At 41.4% G+C, this 21,023-nt stretch carries 17 protein-coding genes; 15 read left to right on the forward strand and 2 right to left on the reverse strand.

The annotated features are described in order from the left end of the window. Positions 1 to 104: 104 nt before the first annotated feature. Complete coding sequence (locus tag HXT25_RS04880; protein WP_174191032.1) at positions 105 to 1,322, forward strand: phosphotransferase enzyme family protein; 1,218 nt, start codon at positions 105 to 107, stop codon at positions 1,320 to 1,322. 104 nt (positions 1,323 to 1,426) lie between these two features. Further along, positions 1,427 to 2,221, forward strand: coding sequence for an isoprenyl transferase (locus HXT25_RS04885; protein ID WP_004112377.1), 795 nt, complete (start codon positions 1,427 to 1,429; stop codon positions 2,219 to 2,221). Positions 2,222 to 2,247: 26 nt separating this feature from the next. On the opposite strand, the gene HXT25_RS04890 is transcribed toward HXT25_RS04885, so the two are convergent. After that, positions 2,248 to 3,477, reverse strand: a complete 1,230-nt coding sequence (locus tag HXT25_RS04890; RefSeq protein ID WP_422118739.1) for a M20 family metallopeptidase — start codon at positions 3,475 to 3,477, stop codon at positions 2,248 to 2,250. 64 nt (positions 3,478 to 3,541) lie between these two features. Continuing rightward, on the reverse strand, positions 3,542 to 3,916 hold the full coding sequence (locus HXT25_RS04895) for an MTH1187 family thiamine-binding protein (RefSeq protein ID WP_004112383.1): 375 nt from the start codon (positions 3,914 to 3,916) through the stop codon (positions 3,542 to 3,544). Positions 3,917 to 4,086: 170 nt separating this feature from the next. Between HXT25_RS04895 and HXT25_RS04900 the strand changes: the two genes are divergently transcribed. The 13 genes from HXT25_RS04900 to HXT25_RS04960 all read left to right on the forward strand — a co-directional run bounded on the left by HXT25_RS04900 (position 4,087) and on the right by HXT25_RS04960 (position 20,912). Continuing rightward, entirely contained in the window at positions 4,087 to 5,607 is a 1,521-nt protein-coding gene (locus tag HXT25_RS04900) for a glycine--tRNA ligase (RefSeq protein WP_009993551.1), read from the forward strand. A 69-nt stretch (positions 5,608 to 5,676) separates the two neighbouring features. Further along, positions 5,677 to 6,831, forward strand: coding sequence for a tRNA dihydrouridine synthase DusB (gene dusB, locus HXT25_RS04905; RefSeq protein ID WP_422118740.1), 1,155 nt, complete (start codon positions 5,677 to 5,679; stop codon positions 6,829 to 6,831). A 226-nt stretch (positions 6,832 to 7,057) separates the two neighbouring features. Beyond that, entirely contained in the window at positions 7,058 to 8,260 is a 1,203-nt protein-coding gene (gene ftsZ / locus HXT25_RS04910; RefSeq protein ID WP_004574977.1) for a cell division protein FtsZ, read from the forward strand. A gap of 24 nt (positions 8,261 to 8,284) precedes the next feature. Continuing rightward, positions 8,285 to 8,752, forward strand: a complete 468-nt coding sequence (locus HXT25_RS04915; protein ID WP_004112394.1) for a cell division protein SepF — start codon at positions 8,285 to 8,287, stop codon at positions 8,750 to 8,752. A 184-nt stretch (positions 8,753 to 8,936) separates the two neighbouring features. Then, positions 8,937 to 9,233 carry a YggT family protein gene (locus HXT25_RS04920; protein WP_004112397.1) on the forward strand — a complete coding sequence of 99 codons (297 nt, stop codon included), beginning with the start codon at positions 8,937 to 8,939 and terminating at the stop codon, positions 9,231 to 9,233. Positions 9,234 to 9,405: 172 nt separating this feature from the next. Next, on the forward strand, positions 9,406 to 10,722 hold the full coding sequence (locus tag HXT25_RS04925; RefSeq protein WP_004112400.1) for a DivIVA domain-containing protein: 1,317 nt from the start codon (positions 9,406 to 9,408) through the stop codon (positions 10,720 to 10,722). A 48-nt stretch (positions 10,723 to 10,770) separates the two neighbouring features. Beyond that, on the forward strand, positions 10,771 to 11,265 hold the full coding sequence (locus HXT25_RS04930; protein WP_004116823.1) for a signal peptidase II: 495 nt from the start codon (positions 10,771 to 10,773) through the stop codon (positions 11,263 to 11,265). Next, complete coding sequence (locus HXT25_RS04935; RefSeq protein ID WP_285085212.1) at positions 11,258 to 12,190, forward strand: RluA family pseudouridine synthase; 933 nt, start codon at positions 11,258 to 11,260, stop codon at positions 12,188 to 12,190. The genes HXT25_RS04930 and HXT25_RS04935 overlap by 8 nt, the downstream gene beginning before the upstream one ends. Positions 12,191 to 12,242: 52 nt before the next feature. Further along, positions 12,243 to 15,794, forward strand: coding sequence for a DNA polymerase III subunit alpha (gene dnaE / locus HXT25_RS04940; protein ID WP_004115626.1), 3,552 nt, complete (start codon positions 12,243 to 12,245; stop codon positions 15,792 to 15,794). A gap of 61 nt (positions 15,795 to 15,855) precedes the next feature. Further along, positions 15,856 to 16,551: a hypothetical protein gene (locus HXT25_RS04945; RefSeq protein WP_004116818.1), complete on the forward strand. Its 696-nt coding sequence runs from the start codon at positions 15,856 to 15,858 to the stop codon at positions 16,549 to 16,551. A 153-nt stretch (positions 16,552 to 16,704) separates the two neighbouring features. Then, the gene (gene glnA / locus HXT25_RS04950; protein ID WP_004112411.1) at positions 16,705 to 18,042 is read left to right on the forward strand and encodes a type I glutamate--ammonia ligase; all 1,338 of its coding nucleotides are present in this window, start codon (positions 16,705 to 16,707) and stop codon (positions 18,040 to 18,042) included. Between the two features lie 399 nt (positions 18,043 to 18,441). Next, on the forward strand, positions 18,442 to 19,398 hold the full coding sequence (locus HXT25_RS04955) for a nucleoside hydrolase (RefSeq protein WP_004112414.1): 957 nt from the start codon (positions 18,442 to 18,444) through the stop codon (positions 19,396 to 19,398). 110 nt (positions 19,399 to 19,508) lie between these two features. After that, complete coding sequence (locus HXT25_RS04960; protein WP_004112416.1) at positions 19,509 to 20,912, forward strand: MFS transporter; 1,404 nt, start codon at positions 19,509 to 19,511, stop codon at positions 20,910 to 20,912. The last annotated feature ends 111 nt before the right edge of the window (positions 20,913 to 21,023 follow it).

Raw genomic sequence — 21,023 nt, forward strand, 5'->3', positions numbered from 1 at the left:
GCCAGCAGCCGCACATGAGCTGGTTTAGCGTTAAATAATCCCGCAAAAAATGCTCGAAAAACAATGAACCTGTAGTTAAATATTTGTATAAATATGGAGCGAATATGGAAAACGAAAGCAACGACCCTCAACTAGATATTGTTGCTCAAAGATGGGCAAATGTTGATTTAGATGAGGCAAATACTGTGTGCTCGCTTTTAGAGGAGTCGCTAGAAGTAGATTGCGTTTTAAGCCATAGTTTGCGCCCGATGGCTGCAGGTTCATTGCTTCGCGCGCATTACAAAGATAATGCATCAAAGCAATCTAAAAGTTTGGACGTTTATATTAAAAGATGCAGCACAAAAGTGAGGCAAGCTAGCACAATTAGACCGTATCATCGTTTTGCGGAGCATCTTTTACAAAACAAAATAAGCACACCAAAGTACTTGTATTTTAATAAAAATAGCGAGTATTTAGGTTTAGAAAAGAATACTTCTGGCGATATTTGCGTAGACGGAACTCTTCTTGTAATAGGCGATTGCGCTTACGAAGTTACTTTAAAAGCTAGCGGAGAAGACCGATACAAAGACGCGTACACTTGGGATCCGCCTAAAACGTGCGAAGAAGCCAAAAATCTTGGAGCGATGATGGCAAAAATCGCCTTAGCTTCACAAAGTTTTGACGAGCCAAATCCTAAGGAAATCAACGCTTTTCAATCAAGATTTAGTCTTTGTGCAAGCGAAGACGTGCAAAGTGATGCCGAAGTTTGGTTAAAAAATAGGCCCGATTTAGCGAAATTCTTAAAAGAACAGAATCGTGATTTTGTAAAAGATTTAAGCGAATTTGCTCCAACATGCAAAAAAATTTACGATTTGGGGTACGCGAATCTAAGAAAGCAGTGGGCTCATGGAGATCCGCATATATCTAATTTTATGTGGGAAGGTAGTGCTCCAAGCGCAGTATTTGACTTTGGAATGGCGTATAGAAACACAGCAATCTACGATTTAGCAATGACTTTGGAACGCAACACAATTCAATGGGTAGATATTGCGAATGGCAAAAAAGATTCATTTAGAACGGATTTAGTTAAGTCAATTTTGCAAGGATATGCTAGCGTTCGGCCATTAACAGATGTTGAAAAAGAGTTGCTTCCGTTTGTTCTTAGCGTAAGTCAAATTGAGCAATGCGTAGAATTTGTAGACTATTATTTAAAGTCAAATGGATCTTACGACTTTAAAATTTGGGGTTACGATACTGGGTTCTTAGAGCACGCTAGATGGTATAAATCTAGTTACGGAGAGCAATATTTAAACGCTTTAATAGAGATTTTGCGAGAAATATAAATATAGAGGATTTTGGCGGATTTTTTATCTGATTTAGCTGGCTTTTATTAAGCTTTGCAAAACGGGTTTAAGTATTCGTTCAATGGGGTTGTTAGATTTTAACTATGAGTTTTGAAAACGTTGACTACACTTCGTTAAATATTCCAGCAGCTCCATTTAGTGATCCTAGCCGCGTGCCAGATTTTCCTAAAGGTAAAGTTCCTCGCCATGTAGGCGTGATTATGGACGGCAATGGGCGTTGGGCTAAAGAGCGCGGAATGATTCGCACCGAAGGGCATAAAGCGGCGGAGCCAGTGGTTTTTGACACTATTGCAGGAGCCATAGAAGCAGGTGTTCGCTACTTGAGCTTGTACACGTTTTCTACGGAAAATTGGAAGAGATCTCCTCAAGAAGTGCATTTTTTGATGGGATTTTCTAGAGACATTATTCACCGCAGGGTTGCGCAAATGAATGAGTGGGGAGTGCGCGTGCGCTGGGCCGGAAGACGGCCAAAATTGTGGAAGTCTGTCATTGACGAGTTGGAAAAAGCTCAAGAGATAACGAAAAATAACACTACGATTGACGTTGTTTTTTGCTTAAACTATGGTGGTCGCGCGGAAATCGCAGACGCTTGCGCGGCAATTGCTAGGGAAGTTAAAAGCGGCAAAATTAAGGGTGATCGCATTAGTGAGAAGATGATTGCGGAACACTTGTATAACCCAGATATTCCAGATTGCGATCTTGTGATTCGCACTTCGGGAGAGCAGCGCACTAGCAACTTTTTGCCTTGGCAAGCGTCTTATGCTGAGCTTGATTTTGTGCCAGAACTTTTCCCAGATTATGGTCGCGAAGCGCTGTGGAGGTCAATTGACCGTTATGCGCATCGCGACCGCAGATTTGGTGGCGTAAAAAACGCTTAAACTTATCTGTTAGTAGAATTAATTTATTAGTCGCAAGCTAGCCAAGCGCAAGCTGCTACAACAGCTGATTCAAGTCCACGATTTAGAGTTGGTTGCAAATCTGGAGCAAAAGCTGGATTGTGATTTCCAGGAGCATTTTTCATGTCTTCAAATCCACCTAATCCCCAGTATGCGTAAGGTGTATTGAAAGCGTTCGCGACTATAGAAAAATCTTCCGAAGCAGAAGCGCGCGAAATATTTACAGAGTCTTCTCCAAAGTATTCATCAAAAGCTTTACGCACGCGCAAAGACGCATTCTTATCATTATTCGTAAGCGGATAGCGGTCATAGTATGTAAATTCTGGTTTCTTAGGACATCTTGCAAGCTCGCACTCTCCACGCACAATTCGTTCAATAGCATTGTGTACAAATTTTTGAGTATCTTCGCTATAAGTTCTTGTGTTAATTAAAAGCTCGGCATCATCAGGAATAATATTCGACTTACTTCCTGCATTAAGCGCACCAACTGTAACAATTGCGTAATCTTTAGCTGCAAGTTCGCGAGACACAATCGTTTGCAATTTAAGCACAATTGACGAAGCAACAATCACTGGGTCAACACTCAACTCAGGCATAGAACCATGTGAACCTTTACCAAAAATGTGCACACGAATCGAAGCTGCAGTAGTTAAGAACGCGCCCGATCGAATACCAACTGTTCCTGCAGGAATAGCGCCCAACACATGCTGACCAAGGTAAACGTCAGGCTTTGCAATCATGCTCGTAATGCCATTTTCCACCAAGTATTTTGCGCCTTGAGCTGTTTCTTCTCCAGGCTGAAAAACGCCAATGTACGTTCCTCTCCAAGCATCTTTATGCTTGTTAAAAGCCTTCAAGGCGCCAAGTAGGCTGGAAATATGAAAATCGTGACCGCAAGCGTGTGAAACTCCAACCGTTTTGCCATTTTCGTCTTGCGTGCTAACTGTTGAAGTATAATCTTTCCCTGAATTTTCTTTAATTGGAAGCGCATCAATATCCGCTCTCATAGCAACAACAGGACCTTCGCCGTTTTTAATCTCTGCCACAACGCCTGTCTTGCCAACTTGCTTTGTTTCAATCCCAGCCTTGCTAAGAATATCAATAATTGTTTGAGCTGTATGATCTTCTTTCATTGACAGTTCAGGATGTTGATGAAAGTATTTGTATTGTCTTTCTCGTTCTGATTGGGTTTCATCTAAATCGGATAATATCTTCTGAACTGCCGTAAGTTGCAGCATAAATTCCTGCTTTCTTTTGTTTTATTATAACTTTGTTGAGTTTTGAGATTATTTGATTTTAGTTTTATTTTTCTTTATTTCGTTCTTCGAGAATCTTGTCTACAAGAGCAGCTTTTGCGTCGATTTGATCGCTAAAACCAGGACGAATGTCTAACTTTAAAATAACGCCTGTGCGATAGCCTTTTTCAACAAGAACCATAGTTGCGTCTTTTACAACGCGCATAACATCGTCGAATTCGCCTTCGATATTTGTAAACATTGCGTTCGTTTCGTTTTTTAATCCAGAATCACGAATCACTTTAACGCAATCTGCTACATATTCGCTAAGTTCTTCCCCAACTCCGCTAGGAGCAATGCACAATGCTGCAACTGTATTAGTTTTGTGGCAATTCTTGTTATTGCAAGTATCGCAAGTATTGTTATCAGTGTTTTCGCTCATTTTAAATCCTCTCAAAGTGAAAAATATGTGTTGCAAAATTATGCTTACACTTTATTGTATTCGTTTAGCTTATATATGATGCTTATATATGTTGCTTTAGCGTCACAGGGTTTTTCTATAATAAACACCGTTTTCACCCAAATTTTCTAGATTTACGAAAAAGGTGTATTGTGGCTGTTTCAAAGCTTGATGAAGTCGTATCCTTGGCTAAGCGTCGAGGATTTGTGTTCCCAGCTGGCGAGATTTATGGTGGTACGCGTTCTGCTTGGGATTATGGTCCTTTGGGCGTTGCGTTAAAAGACAATATTAAGCGCGAATGGTGGCGTTATATGGTCACTACGCGTGGCGATGTTGTTGGAGTGGATACTTCTGTTATTTTGCCTTCCCAAGTTTGGGTTGCGTCTGGTCACGTTTCTGTGTTCAATGATCCTTTGATTGAGTGCTTGAATTGCCATAAGCGTCATCGTGCAGATAAGCTCGAAGAATCCTATGCCGAAAAGCACGGCGACAAAATGCCAGAAAATGGCTTGAAAGACATTGCTTGCCCAGATTGCGGCACTCGCGGAAACTGGACGGAGCCTCGCGATTTCAACATGATGCTTCGCACGCATTTAGGACCAGTTGAAGACGAAAACAGCTTGCACTACTTGCGCCCAGAAACAGCTCAAGGCATTTTTGTTGACTTTAAGAACGTTATGACTGCTACACGCCAAAAGCCACCATTTGGCATTGCGAATATTGGTAAGTCTTTCCGTAATGAAATCACTCCTGGAAACTTCATCTTCCGCACTCGCGAGTTTGAGCAAATGGAAATGGAGTTCTTCGTAGAGCCTGGAACAGACGAAGCTTGGCATCAATATTGGATTGATACACGCGTAAATTGGTATGTTGATTTGGGCGTAAAGCCTGAAAATTTGCGTATGTATGAGCATCCTAAAGAGAAGTTAAGCCATTATTCCAAGCGCACTGTAGATATTGAATACAAATTCGGCTTCCAAGGATCTGACTGGGGAGAGCTTGAAGGTATTGCAAACCGTACCGACTACGATTTGTCTGCTCACGCTAAGCATTCTGGCGAGGATTTGAGCTACTTCAATCAGGCTACTGGCGAAAAGTATGTGCCTTACGTTATTGAGCCTGCTGCTGGCCTTACGCGTTCGCTTATGGCATTCTTGGTTGATGCTTACGACGTTGACGAAGCTCCAAACACTAAGGGCGGAGTTGACAAGCGTACTGTTCTTAGACTTGACCCTCGCTTGGCTCCTGTTAAAGCTGCAGTTTTGCCTTTGAGCAAGAAGCCAGAATTGCAGGCTGTTGCTCAAGATTTGGCTGCGGATTTGCGCCAGCACGATTGGGTTATTGATTACGATGAGTCTGGTGCTATTGGTCGCCGCTATCGTCGTGAGGATGAAATTGGTACTCCTTTGTGTGTAACAGTTGATTTTGATACTTTGGAAGATCATGCTGTAACGATCCGCGAGCGCGACACTATGCAACAAGAGCGCGTTTCCTTAGACAAGGTTGCAGATTACGTAGCAAGCCGCATTAACGAAAAGCGCGTTAAGTATCCGCAAGGTCCTGTAGAGATTGTTGGTACTCGCGCTGCAGATGGTGGTGTGGATGTTTCTAAAGAAAACGGTGTTGATGAATCGCAGCCTGTAAAGATTGCTCAGGCTGGCGGCTTGTATTAATACTCGTATAGTGAAAAATCGCTAATAAACAAAAACAAAATATATTAAAGTGAATGGAGTTAAAGCAATATGGATTTTTCTATTAAACCAGTAGATTTAGGGAAAATTCATATTGCAACTCCTGTTGTTTTATCTCCAATGGCTGGTATTACTAACTGGCCTTTTCGAGTGATTTGCCGCGAATATGGTCCGGACGGGCTTTACGTAGCAGAAATGATTACAGCTCGCGCATTAGTTGCAAGGAATCCTAAAGCCTTGCGTTTATGCCGTTTTGCGCCTAACGAAAAAGTGCGTTCTTTGCAACTTTACGGAGTAGATCCTTCTATTGTAGAGCTTGCTGCTAGAATTGTTGTTGATGAGAACATGGCGGATCACGTTGATTTAAACTTTGGCTGCCCAGTGCCTAAAGTTACAAGACGCGGTGGTGGATCTGCTCTTCCTTGGAAAACGGATTTGCTTCAAGAGATTTTGCATCGTGTTGTAAGCGTGTGTGATCCAGCGGGAATCCCAGTTACGGCTAAATTCCGCGTTGGAATTGACGAAAACCACGAGACTTTTATGCAAGCTGGTCGTATTGCTCAAGAAGAGGGATGTGCTGCTGTAACTTTGCACGCGCGTACCACTGCAGAATATTATGGTGGCCATTCTGATTGGAGTCGTATTGCTGAGCTTGTAAATGCTTTGGATATTCCTGTTTTTGGTAATGGCGATATTTGGGGTGCGGATGACGCTCTTGCAATGTTTAAAGAAACAGGATGCGCAGGCGTTGCTATTGGCCGCGGATGCCAGGGGCGTCCTTGGATTTTTGCTGATATTCGTTCTGCTTGCAATGGAAGCGACGATCGCGTTAATCCAAGTCTTGGGCAAGTTTGCAAGGTGATTTTAAGACATCTTGAGCTTTTAGTCGAGTTTTATGATGGCGACGAGCGAATGGCTGTTCATGACTTGCGCAAGCATATTGCTTGGTATTTAAAGGGGTTCCCTGTTGGAGGTGGAACTCGTAAGAATTTTATGGAATGTGAGTCTATTGAGGATGTCCAGCGTAATATTGATGCGTTAGATTCTTCGCTAAAGCTTCCTGAGCAAGTTTTAGACACGCCGCGTGGGCGAGTTCGTTTTGCAAAAAAAGTTCATTTGCCATATGGGTGGTTGGATTCTCGAATAACATCTCACAGTGAGCGTGAGGAGTTGTTTGGCGATGATCCAATGGATGCAAGTTACTAGGTTTTACTAGTGTTTTCTAGGGTTTTTGAGTATATAAAACATAATATAAACTACTGCTTAATATTTTAAACTTTTGTTAATAAAACGCATTAATGATTTGCGTATAGCACGGTGTATTATCGAATCGGTGACATTTTTTCAGTTTTTATTCATAAAACGCCGCCATTATCGAGCGTTTTGCGCTAAAGTAATGCGTAAACGTGCGTGTGAGTGACAGGAGACAACGGTGAGCGAGATTGCCCAGACTGACAATTTCAACGACAAAACCATAATCAAGGTAGTCGGCGTCGGTGGAGCCGGTGGTAACGCCGTCAACCGAATGATCACCGAGGGTTTGCAGAACGTAGAATTTGTGGCTATTAACACTGATGCCAAGGATTTGTTGCGTTCTGATGCTGACGTGAAGATTTCATTATCTGACGCTTCGAGTCGAGGATTAGGAGCAGGTGCTGACCCAGAAAAAGGCGCTAAAGCTGCTCAAGATCATCAATCTGACATTGAAGAAGCATTAAAGGGCGCCGATATGGTGTTCGTAACCTGCGGAGAAGGCGGTGGAACTGGTACGGGTGCAAGCCCTATTGTTGCCCGCGCTGCACACCAGCAAGGTGCTTTGACAATCGCAGTAGTTACGCGTCCATTCGGTTTTGAAGGACCTCAGCGTGCTGCATCAGCAAAACTTGGTATTGAGAATCTTCGTAAAGAAGTAGACGCTTTGATTGTGATTCCAAACGATCGTTTGTTGGAAATTTCAGATCGAACCATCGGAATTATTGAAGCTTTTAAGACTGCAGATACCGCATTGCTTGCAGGCGTTCAGGGTATTACAGATTTGATTACCATGAATTCTTATATTCATGTTGATTTCTCTGATGTTACCGCTGTTCTTCGCGGTGCAGGAACTGCGCTATTTGGTATTGGTGCAGCGAAGGGTGAAGACAGAGCTACGCAAGCTGCAGAAATTGCTATTAGCTCTCCATTGCTTGAAGAAAGCATTGAAGGTGCTCATGGTGCTTTGATTAATATTGCTGGTCCAAGTGATTTGAAGCTTCAAGAAGCAAGTGCTGCAACAGAGCTTGTTCGTAAGGCAATACATCCAGAAGCGCAGATTATTTGGGGTCTTTCTTTGGACGATTCTTATGGAGACGAGGTTCGTGTTACTGTTATTGCAGCTGGTTTCGATTCTCATCCTAAGTCTGAAGACAGCAAAGCAGGTGCTTTCGTAGATATGCAGGCAGGAGTCGATTCTGTGGCTCCAGCTCATTCCACTACTACTGCTCCTTCTAAGCCTGTGGACACTGTTGAAACCGCGGAACCTGTTTCTTCTATGTTTGATTCTGTTGATCCAGTTAAGCAATATCAAACACAGGCTACTCAAGTGAAGCCTCAAGACGAACCAGACGAGCTGGATATTCCTGATTTTCTGCGTTAAGCATAACTAGGGGAGGGCATCTTAATGGCTGGTTTTATGAAGAACATGATGTCTTATGTAGGCATGAGTGATGTTCAGGACGACGATGATTTCGTTGATTCTCAAACACAGGATACTTCGTTTGACAACGACCACAGTGTTGCTCCTATGAGCCTTCATAATGGTGATGTTGCACAATCTGGTAATGGTGCTTCTACTCGATCTAATGCAGGTCGTATGAGTCGCATTACTACGATTCATCCAAAATCTTATGAGGATGCGCAATTAGTTGGAAGAGCTTTAAGAGATGGAACACCAGTAGTCTTGAATCTTACGGGTGTTAGTGAATCCGTTGCATATCGCATAGTTGATTTTTCTGCTGGCGTTGTGTTTGGTGTTCGCGGATCTATAGAAAGAGTAACTCCTAGAGTCTTCCTTTTAAGCCCTTCTCAAGTAAATATAAAAGTTGAAGATGCTCCTAATGGCGGATCTGCTCGCGACTTATTCTCCTAAAGCTAAATAACATGAGACTAGTCGCCAGCGACCGAACATTCGATTGCTACGCTTAACTTGTATTTAAGGCAGATATCTTTTAGGTATCTGCCTTAAATTTATACTTATTCTGTACTTATATTTTGGTTTACGATTAACTTAGCTATTGTGTAAAATTATTGAAATAGTTTAAAGGAAAATCTTAATGAATTTTGTAATACGCTTAATACTAATTTTGAATATTTTTATAAACGCTTATCTAGTAATACTGTTTATTCGCGCAGTTTTAGATTGGATTCCGTTTATATTTCGTTCTTTTAAACCAAATGCGATTTTGCAAAAATTCACTCAAATCATATATTTTATGACAGAACCACTTTTAAGATTTGCGCGAAAATTTATACCACCAGCAAGATTAGGTAGCATAAGTTTAGACGTGAGTTTTATGGTAGTGTACTTTTTGTTACTAGTTTTGCAAATGTTTTTGAACATGCTTTACTGATGCTTATTAATCACGATTTTTAATGAAGCGACACGTTAGTTATTAATTTAGAAAAATTTGGTAGATTTCGTAAAAAAATAATCGCTTTTTACACAATTTTTTCTATAGACGTGATAGCATCGAATAGATATATCAAAAGGGCTGCGCGCCCAAAAGTGAGGTGTAATGCATTATGGCTCTGTTAACGCCTAAAGACATTCGCGAGCATACCTTCCAAATCGTTCGATTCAAGGGAGGCTATGATGTTGACGAAGTTGATGACTTTTTGGATCAGGTTACAGAAACAATAGAAGCGCTTGGTCAGCAGGCAGTGCAGGGGCTTGGAGCTTCCACGCAGTCTCTTGGCGCCGATGTTGCTAGCTTGAACAATAAGATTTCTGATTTGACAAAGCAAGTTGAATCTTTAACAAAAGAAAATAATGATTTACGTGAAGCATCCAGCAGCGCGAACAAGAATGACAATGATCTTGCAGCAAAGCTTAAGGAAGCTGAAGAAAATAATCGTGCATTGAGCGAGCAGAATCAGCAGCTTAAAGAGCAGCTGGATGGTTTAGGTGCTCAGGTAGATCAGCTCACAGCACAGGCTGCAAATGCTGATAATGCTAAGGCAGACGCTGATAAGAAAGTTCATGAAGAGCTTGAAAACGTTACTCGCGAACGCGATGACTTTAGAGCAAGTAGCGAGAATTTGGGTCGCGAATTGGAAGAAGTCCGTCAACAGCTTGTTGTAACACAGCAGGAAAATGCAAAGGTTCAGGATTTGTCTCGTCAACTTGAAGAATCTCATAAGCGCGAAGAGCAGCTTCGTGAGCAGGTTGCTAAGATGGAGCCAAGCACGGAAACAGGTAGCTTGCAAAAGATTGCAGGTGCTGGTGCAGAAGTGGGCGGTTCTGAGCCAGAACGCGCTACAGCAATGTTGACTCTTGCAATGCAATTGCACGATCAGTATGTAGATAAGGGCAAGGCTAAGGCAACTCAGATAGTCGAAGAAAGCCAAGCTCGATATAACGAGATCGTTACTAAGGCAGACGATTATTCTAATCGTACTCGTAGCGAGGCTGATGAATACAATAAGCAGACTCGTGGAGATGCGGATGATTACTCCGTTCGTACTCGTAGCGATGCAGACGCTTATGCTGCTCGCGCGCACAACGAGGCAGATGCTTATTCTGGTAAGGTTCGTCAGGCTGCTGATGATTATTCTAAGCAAACTCACGATCAGGCTGATCAATATGAGTCTGAAGTTCAGCATAGAGCAGCGGATTATGATTCCACTACTCGTACTGCTGCAGATGCTTACGCTCGCCAGGTACGTGAGAATCTTGAAAAGCAGACTAAGGTTATTGAAGGAAACATTCAAAGCCTCAAGCAGTTTGAAACTGAGTATCGTACTCGCTTGACTGACTTCCTTGGTCAGCTTGTTGCTCAAGTTTCCGATGAGAACACTTACAGTTCTATGGAAAATCAGGACCAACAGGATCAAAAGTAGTTATACTAAATCCAGTTAGATTGGAAAAATACATTGACGCATTGTGATATGCGTGTAGAACGGCTGCGTAATCGCGCAGCCGTTTTTGCACTGATTGCTTTTATTGGAGTGGTTTTAGACCGCATAACCAAAGTTTGGGCATTAGCAGCGCTTAGTGGAGGAAAAAGCATTGATATTCTTCCACATTTGCTCTCTTTTACTCTTGTTAGGAATCCTGGAGCATCTTTTGGCTTAGGCTCTTCTTTTACTTGGGTTATTAGCGTGTTAGCTTGCGTTGCATGCGCTGCTATGATTGCGGTTATTAAGCACACAAAATCTTTATATTGGACTATTGCGCTTGCTTTAGCTTTTGCTGGAGCTTTTGGAAATCTTATTGATAGAGCGCAATATGCTCAAGGCTTTTTGAACGGAAAAGTCGTAGATTTTATAAACTACGGATGGTCCGTTGGGAATGTTGCAGATATTGAGCTTATGTTTGCAGGAATTGCAGTTATATGCCTCATTTTGATTGGGATTCCTCTTATAGAGCGCGCTGATGAGTGATATTCGTTTTACAGTTACGAGTCAATTTGCTGGATGCAGGTTCGACGTATGCTTGTCGAACCTTATGGGAGTATCGCGTGCAAACGCAATATCGCTAATCGATAGTGGCAAAGCAAAAATCTTAGATAAAAAATCACAAAAATCCTCAACTTTGCAAGATGGAGATGCGATTGTTATAAATCAAGAGGAAGTTGAGGATCAAAAACAAAAGTCAACTAGCAAATCCACTATATGCGATATTCCAATAGTTTATAATGATGAAGATATTGTCGTAGTAGATAAGCCTGTTGGAGTTGCAGCGCATTCAGCAAAAGGCTGGGATGGCCCAACAGTGCCAGAATGTCTAGAAGCAAGCGGTGTTGAAATAAAAACAACCGTGTGCGATGAATCACGAAAAGGAATCGTAAGCAGATTAGACGTTGGAACAAGCGGATTAATGCTGGTTTGCAAAACAGATTTTGCGTATGAAGAAATGAAAAAACAGTTCGCAAATCATAGTGTGAAGAAAATATATCACGCTTTAGTCCAAGGAAATCTTAAACAAAATAAAGCTACAATTGATGCACCAATTGGGCGAGCAAAAGTTTCAGATTTTCGTTTTACAATAACTAAATCAGGTAAGTCTGCAATTACGCATTGGGATGTTATAGAGCGTTTTAAGGGAGCGACTTTAGTGAAAGTCAATCTGGAAACTGGCAGAACACACCAAATTCGTGTGCATTTTTCGTCAATAGGACATCCGGTAGTGGGCGATCCTATGTATGGTGCAAATCCTCAATTAAGTGAAAAATTAGGGCTTTCTAGACAGTGGCTTCATGCAATGAGTCTAAAATTCAAGCATCCTCGAACGGGAGAACTTATTAAAGTTGAATCGAAGTATCCGTTAGATTTGCAACACGCTTTACACGCCATACAAGAATTGTAAAAGTAGAGTTATTTAGTAAAACAGGTCATATTGCATCTATAGAATAGCCACTATGGCTAGGTTGGAAACAAACTTCGTACACTTACATAATCACACACATTATTCGCTTTTGGATGGTGCTTCGAAGATACCAGACCTAGTTGCACGTGCAAAAGAATTAGGTATGCCAGCTGTGGCTATTACAGATCACGGAAATATGCATGGTGCATACGAAATGTGGAGTACTGCTGTAAAAGCTGGAATTAAGCCGATTATTGGAATCGAAGCTTATGTGACCCCTGAAACAGCCAGACAAGACAAGAGCAGAGTGCATTGGGGAACTGAAGCGCAAAGAAGCGACGATGTTTCTGGCGGCGGTTTGATTACGCACATGACAATGTGGGCTGAAAATGATGAAGGCTTAACAAATCTACTCAAAGCGTCTTCTATAGCTAATTTAGAAGGTCGCGTAATGCGATATCCTCGAATGGATAAAGATGTGTTATCAAGGTATTCTAAAGGGGTTATAGCGTCTTCTGGATGCCCATCTGGAATTATTCAAACGCGTCTTCGTTTAGGTCAATTTGATGAGGCTTTACGCGCTGCAGGCGAGTTTCAGGATATTTTTGGGCGCGATAATTTCTTTATAGAATTAATGAATCATGGGCTTTCTATCGAAACGCGCGTTACTAAAGATTTGCTTGAGATTGCTAAGCGTCTTAATGCGCCTCTTCTTGCTACAAACGATTTGCATTACGTGCACGAAGAAGATCGCGAAGCGCAAGATGCAATGCTATGCATTAATTCAGGATCGCGCTTGGATGATCCAGACCGTTTTAAGTTTGATGGCTCTGGATACTATTTAAAATCTGCCGAGCAGATGCGTGAATTGTTTAAAGAGTTTCCAGAGGCTTGTGACAATACGCTAGAAATTGCCCGTCGTTGTAACGTTATGTTCGACGATGGTGAAGATGGCGCTTTTATGCCGCAATTTGATTGCCCTGAAGGTTGGGATGAGACTTCGCTATTCCTTAAAAAAGTTGAAGAAGGATTAGAGCGTAGATATAACAACAATGTTCCTATGGAAGTCTTAAAACAAGCAGACTACGAGTGTGGTGTTATATGTCAAATGCAGTTCTGCGGATACTTCCTAGTTGTTGCGGACTACATAAATTGGGCAAAAGCACATGGTGTTATGGTTGGTCCTGGACGTGGTTCTGCAGCAGGCGCAATGGTTGCGTATGCTATGGGAATTACTGAGCTTGACCCAATGAAGCATGGTCTGATTTTTGAACGATTCCTAAACCCAGAGAGAGTATCTTTACCAGATATTGATGTTGACTTTGACCCAGATGGTAGAGCCAAAGTTTTGGAATACGTCGGTGAAAAATATGGAAGAGATAAAGTAGCTCAATGCGTGATTTATGGAACGATTAAAACAAAGCAAGCATTGAAGGATTCAGCTCGAATAATGGGCTACGAGTTTTCCGTTGGAGAAAAAATTACAAAAATTCTGCCTCCTCCAAAAAACGGAAAAGATATGAGTTTCCACGATATTTTTGATGAAAAATCAAAGAGATACGCGGAGGCGCGCGAGTTTCGCGAAATGTATGACACTGATCCAGATACGAAGCGAATTACCGAAGAGGCAAAAGGTATCGAAGGCTTGATCCGCCAAACTGGTGTTCACGCTTGCGCAACAATCATGGGCTCGGAGCCGATTACTGATACTTCGCCTCTTTTGGAGCGTACTGATGGAACAATAACAACAACGTTCGAGTATCATACTTGCGAAACGTTGGGCTTAGTGAAAATGGACTTTTTGGGTCTTTCCAACTTAACAGTTATTAGGGATACGCTTAAAAATGTTGAGCATAATGGTAAAGAGCCTATTGACTACACTAAAATTCCGCTTGACGATAAGGAAACATATCAGCTTCTTGCTAGGGGAGACACTTTAGGAGTCTTCCAGCTTGATTCCGACGGTATGCGCGCTCTTCTGCGCACACTTAAGCCAGATAACTTTAACGATATTTCGGCTTTGATTGCACTTTATAGACCAGGCCCTATGGATATGGATTCTCACACTAACTACGCCAAGCGTAAGAATGGTTTGCAAGAGATAACGCCTATCCATCCTGAAGTTGCTGAGCCGCTAAAAGATGTTCTTGGCGAAACATATGGTTTGATTGTTTACCAGGAGCAGGTGCAGTCAGCTGCGCGTATTTTAGCTGGGTATAGTCTTGGTAAAGCAGATGTTTTGCGTCGAGCAATGGGTAAAAAGAAGCCAGAAGTGTTGGCTAAAGAAAAAATCCCGTTCTTTAAAGGCATGAAAGAACATGGTTATTCAGAAGAAGCTGCACAAGCTGTTTGGGATGTTCTGGTTCCTTTTTCTGGTTACGCGTTTAACAAGGCTCATTCAGCCGCATACGGTTTGATTTCTTATTGGACTGCGTATTTGAAAACGCATTATCCTGTGGAGTTTATGGCTGCATTGCTTCAAAACGAGCGCACGAATAAGGATAAGACAGCGCTCTACTTGGGTGAAGCTAGACGCATGGGTATTCGTGTTTTGCAGCCAGATATTAACGAGTCTGTTCTTGAATATTCTGCAGTTGGAGATGTAGTTCGTTTTGGACTCGGAGCTGTTAGGAATGTTGGTGATAAAGCCGTTAACGATATTATTAGCGAAAGAGAAAGCGATCGCGGAAAGTTTATTGATTTTAAGGATTTTGTAAACCGTGTATCTTTTGCCGCTTTGAATCGTAGACTTGTCGAATCTCTTATTAAATCTGGTGCTTTCGATTCAATTAATCCTTGTAGAAGAGCTATTTTTGAAATTTGTGAACCACTAATTGACTCTGTTATTTCTATTAAGCGCAGACAGGCAGGTGGTCAGTTTGATCTTTTTGCTGATCTTGATGATTCCGATAGTGATCTTGGAGATGCTCAAATCAACATTCCAGATGTTGAAGAATGGGATAAAAAAACGAAGCTAAACTTTGAGCGAGAAATGCTTGGGCTTTACGTTTCGGATCATCCTTTGAGTGGTCTTTCTGCTGTGTTGGCTGGTCTTAGGGAAATGTCGATTGCTCAGCTTTTAAATCGCGCTAAAACTATGGGCGAAAATCAGCAGGTAACTCTTGCAGGCCTTGTGACTAGCGTAGACAGGCGAGTATCTAAAAAAGGTAATGCTTGGGCGATTGTAACTATTGAAGACATGGAAAGTTCAATACAATGCATGTTCTTTGGTAAGGTCTATGAGTCATCTGCTGCAGAACTTGCGATTGATCAAGTTGTGAGAATTAGGGGACAGGTAGAGGTTCGAGACGAAACAGTGTCTTTAAGAGCAACTGAGTTTGAAGTTCCAAGCTTAGAGGCGGAAGATGCTCAGCCTGTTACAATTGTTCTTCCTTTGCAAGCATTAGAAAAGTCACGTATAAAAGAGCTTGAAAATATTGTTACAAGACATCCTGGTTGTTGCGAAATGAATCTTGCTTTGATTGATTCTAGAGGATGCGCAAAAGTGTTATCGTTTGGAGATAGATTTAGAGTTAAGCGAGATACGTCACTTTTTGCAGAGATCAAAATATTGTTTGGTCCTAATTGTTTGCCAAGCGCGTAGATTATGCTTAAAGTGTTTTTAAGTGGCGTTAACTAGCTGTTTAATAAGTTAGGGGTACAAAATGTGTGCAGATCATGAAGGTTTGAGTGAAGATAGTAGCTACAAAAACTTTGCGAATAATGGGAAAAATTCCAATAATTCTTCTAATTCCAAAGAGTCGAAAGAAGTTCGCACATCTTTTACTGATAAAGAGCTTGAAGATGCGTTACTTGGATTTGAAAAAGAATTTAGCGATGAACAAAAACATGATTCTGTCGATGATGTTGTAAACAAAATTGAGCAAGCAAACTTTGAAGAAGATTTGGAAGGTTTGCTGGGTAAAAAAGCCAAGTGTGCTCTGTTTCTAACTGTTATGGAACCAGGGGAGCTTCTTGCTGCTTTTTGTAAAATGGCTGGTATTAGAGCTAAATGTTTTAGTGACGAGAACGGTGGAGTCGCCGTTTTATGCGATTTAGACGAGGATAATCCAGAAAAATCTGTTAAACGATTCACAGAGTATTTTCGCGGTATTCCAGCGATTTTAATGGTGAATCGAGCTAATAAAATTGATGCAAAAGTCTACGAATATAAAAAAGAAGTACAGGATGCTATTCCTCCCATGGTTCTTACCATGTCTGCTAGATGTGTGGAAGATCTTATGATTTGTTATGCGACAGTTGAAGATCTTAAAGAGTCTGGGATTGAGGTTACTTATACGGATGATTTAAGTGATGAGCAAGCTAAAGAGATTTTTTATAAATATGGCAAAAAAATGTGAGCCTAATCTTGCAAATACGCTAAATTAAAAGTAAGTAAATTCATTGCTATATTTCTAAATAAAAACTAAATATAAGAGATAATATAGTCATTGCGTTTTGCTCTAAAAACATGTTGAAAAATATAAGACTTGAATACTGATTGGACTGTAGATATGGATAGACAACAAGAGTTCGCTTTGCGTACGGTTGAAGAGCGTGATGTCCGTTTTATTAGACTATGGTTCACGGATGTTCTTGGAACTCTTAAATCGGTTGCTATTGCTCCAGCAGAGCTTGAAGCTGCGTTTGAAGAGGGTATTGGCTTTGATGGGTCTGCGATTGAAGGCATGACTCGCGTTTTAGAAGACGACATGATTGTTAAGCCAGATCCTTCGACTTTCCAACTTTTGCCATGGCATGGCGGCCCAGAGGGTACGGCACGCATGTTTTGCGACGTTCTAACGCCAGACGGGGAGCCGTCTCTTGGAGACCCTCGTCATGTTCTTAAGACTGCGCTCGCAAAAGCTAAAGAAAAAGGCTTTACTTTTTACGTTCATCCAGAAATTGAGTTTTACTTATTTGAAACGCAAGACGATTGGTCTAAAGCACCTGTTCCTATTGATGAAGGTGGGTATTTTGACCATGTTCCAAGAAGTTCGGCAATGGACTTTCGTCGTAGTGCTGTGAGCATGCTTGAACAGATGGGTATTTCTGTTGAGTATTCTCACCACGAAGGCGGTCCTGGTCAAAACGAGATTGACTTAAGATATGCAGACGCTCTTACTACTGCAGATAACATTATGACTTTCCGCACTGTTGTTAAGGAGATTTCTCTTGAGCGCGGAATGTATGCGAGCTTTATGCCTAAGCCTTTAACGGATCAGCCTGGTTCTGGTATGCACACGCATTTAAGCTTGTTTGAAGGAGATTCCAACGCTTTCTACGAGGCTGGGCAAGAGTTTAATATGTCGCTTATTGCGCGCCAATTTGCGGCTGGTATTTTGCATCATGCTGCGGAAATTTGCGCTGTTACCGATCAGTATGTGAACTCTTATAAGCGCTTGTGGGGTGGAGCTGAGGCTCCTAGCTATGTTTGCTGGGGTCATAGTAACCGTTCTGCGCTTTTGCGTGTGCCTCAATATAAGCCAGGCAAAGGTAATTCTTGCCGTATGGAGTTTCGCGCGCTCGACCCTGTGGCGAATCCGTATCTTGCATACTCTGTTTTGTTGGCTGCTGGCTTAGATGGTATTGAAAAGCAGATGATTTTATGTGAGCCTACGAGCGACGACGTTTGGGAGCTTACGGATGCTGAGCGTCAGGCTATGGGCATTCAGCCACTTCCTGAGTCTTTGGATGAGGCTTTGAAGATTATGGAGAAGTCTGATTTTGTGGCTAGCGTACTTGGTGAGCATGCTTTTGAGTATTTCTTGCGTAATAAGCATCAGGAATGGGAAGAGTATCGTCGTCAGGTCACTCCTTTTGAATTGCAGAAGTATTTGCCTAGACTTTAGTTTTCTTTTGCATTGCTTTCGCGCGTGTCAAATCTAAATTTTTGAATATTTTTGAATATTTTTCAAATGTTATTATTTGTGATTGTTGACACGCGTTTTAATTTTTTGTATTCATATGTTTAGTTTGTGGCTGAGCTCACAGCTATAATCTAAACATATGTTTATATATATTAACGTTTGTTGAAAATTATAACATTTTATAACAAAATTCGTGAATATTAACAATTAAAGCAACATTATGTCTTCTTGCTTCTATTTAAATATGCCATTGCTTTTCGAGATTATAATAATAAAATTTTTAAATTGGTGATACTTAAATATCAAGTTAGATATTCAATTACACCCATGATTTACAACGACTGTAAGCCATGCCTAAATATAAGAAGGAAGGTAACTCAAGTGAAGAAGCTGATTCTTGATCTTGATACTGGTGTTGACGATACTCTCGCTATATCTTATGCTCTTGGAAGCCCTGAAATGGAGCTTATTGGCATAACTGGCACATACGGTAATGTTTTAATGGAGCAAGGTGTTCGTAACGCGCTTGCAATCACAGATTTACTTGGGCATCCAGAAGTAAAAGTTTATAAAGGTCTTTCACACGCAAGCACAAAAGATTCGTTTGAAGTGCTTCCAATATCTGCTTTTATTCATGGTGACAATGGAATTGGCGATGTTGAAATTCCAGATTCTCCTCGCAAAGCAGAAGATGAATCCGCTGTTGATTTCATTATTGATTCCGTAAAGAAATATGGCAAGGACTTAGTGTATGTTCCAACCGGTCCAATGACCAATATTGCTGCTGCATTGAAGAAAGCTCCAGAAATCAAAGACGAAATCGGAAAGATTGTTTTGATGGGTGGAGCGCTCACCATTCATGGAAACGTAAACGCTTGGACTGAGGCGAATATTTCCCAAGATCCAGATGCTGCAGATATTTTATTCCGTTCTGGTGCTCCAGTGACAATGATTGGTTTGGATGTTACCTTACAGACTTTGCTTACTTACAAGGAGACAAAGCAATGGCGTGATCTTAACACCAAGGCTGGCAAGTTCCTTGCAGATATGACTGATTTTTACATCAAAGCTTATGAAACCACTGCTCCGCACCTTGGTGGATGTGGTTTGCATGATCCTTTGGCTGTTGCTGTTGCAGTTGATCCAACGCTTGTTACAACGCTTCCAATTAACATGCAGGTTGATGTGGAAGGTCCAACTCGCGGTCGTACCATCGGTGATGTTACGCGCTTGAATGACCCTGTTAAGACAATGCAAGTTGCTGTTGGCGTAGACGTTCCACGATTCTTGAACGAGTTTATGACGCGTATTTCTGGTTTGGCAAAAATCGCTGGCTGAGATCATATTGTTTGTGTTGCGCAACATTTTGCGACCTTCTACGCTTCTTGTTGCACAACATGCTTTATGCGTAAATGTAAAAATTAAAAATATTTATTGATCGGATTATTATGACTGAAATTGCAAAATCTACTGCGGTAGATCCATACGAGGATCCAAAAACCCGCGACAAAGTGGCGATTTACTCGCTGATTTTGTTGCTTATAACCTTTATTCTTGGAACATTATGTTTGCAGGGATTTAATCTTGTATTCGACCAGATTGGCAAGGCTGTTGGTGCCCCTGATCAAGCTTCGCTTATTACAAGCTTGCCAATTATTGTTCTAGGTATCGTGTGCTTTATATACGGTTCTCTAGGTGACTTTGTTTCTCTTCGCAGACTTATAACAATCGGTCTTGTAACACTGTTTGTTGGTTCCTTGTTTGGTTTTATTGCAAACTTCTTCTTTACTCCAAATTTGTGGACTGTTATTATTGCTCGCATTATGCAAACTGCTGGTGAACAGGTAGCAGGTTCTTCCTTCCTTGTTATTGCAACTAAGTATTTGCGCAATGATTTGAAAGTTATTTTCTTTGGACTCTTTACTGCCGCATATCAGCTTTCTGCTTCTATCGGCGTATTTGCTGCTGGTGCTCTTAGCTCTATTGCTTGGCAATATTTGTTCCTTATTCCTGCGATAACCATTCTGTTCTTGCCAGTACTCGTTAAATGCTTACCGACTAAGAATGGTATTGGTGGAAAGATTGATAAACTCGGCTTTACCATATTCGGTATTGCTGTGACATTGTTGACTTTGTTCTTCTCTTACAAAGTTTGGGGATTGTTACTTGGATCCATCGTGCTGTTTGTTGTGTTCGCTGGATACATTATGAAGGCAAAGAACCCGTTTGTGACTCCTGCATTCTTTAAGAATAAGCGTTGGCTTTCGGGCATTGTTTTGATATTCATCTTCTACTTTACTAACTATTGCATGCCTCCAATTTACAATGTAATTGGCGGTGCTTTATACAAGATGGATACTTCTCAGGTTTCTTCTTACCTTGTATGGGCATTCGTCGTAGCAGCAGTGTTTGGCACTTGCTCTGGAACAATCATCGGTTTCATTGGACGTAAAGCTGGTATTATTACAGCTGCTGTTCTTATGATTCTTGGATGGGTTGGTGCTGCTGTATTCATCAATTCTGGGTTCCTTACATTAACACTGTGCGCATGCGTTTACTACGCTGGGTGCGGACTTATGTATTCGCCAATCGTTTCTACTGTTCTTAGCGCATTGCCTGTTGAAGAGTCTGGTCGTGGCTGCGGTATGAACGATTTGGTTATGAACGTTACAGCTTCTATTGGTATTTCTATTTTCAGCGGATTCTTTGCTGGAAATCTGTTCAAAGGATTCTCCTTTGCGAATATTCAAGGATTAGCTGCAGGATACTCAAACTTGCTTATGATGGGCGCTATTGTAGCCTTCATAGGTTTGGTGGTTTACATAGTTCGTAGCGTTATGGTTAAAGAGTAATTAATCTTTACCCAATATATTAGTGGTCACTATCTTGCAGTCATCTTTGGCTGCGTGGATAGTGGCCACTTTTTGTAGTCTTATGCCGCGTATTTTTACGCTAACATAGTT

Origin of the sequence: Gardnerella sp. DNF00476 (assembly GCF_049262735.1) — a bacterium.
Lineage (GTDB): Bacteria > Actinomycetota > Actinomycetes > Actinomycetales > Bifidobacteriaceae > Bifidobacterium > Bifidobacterium vaginale.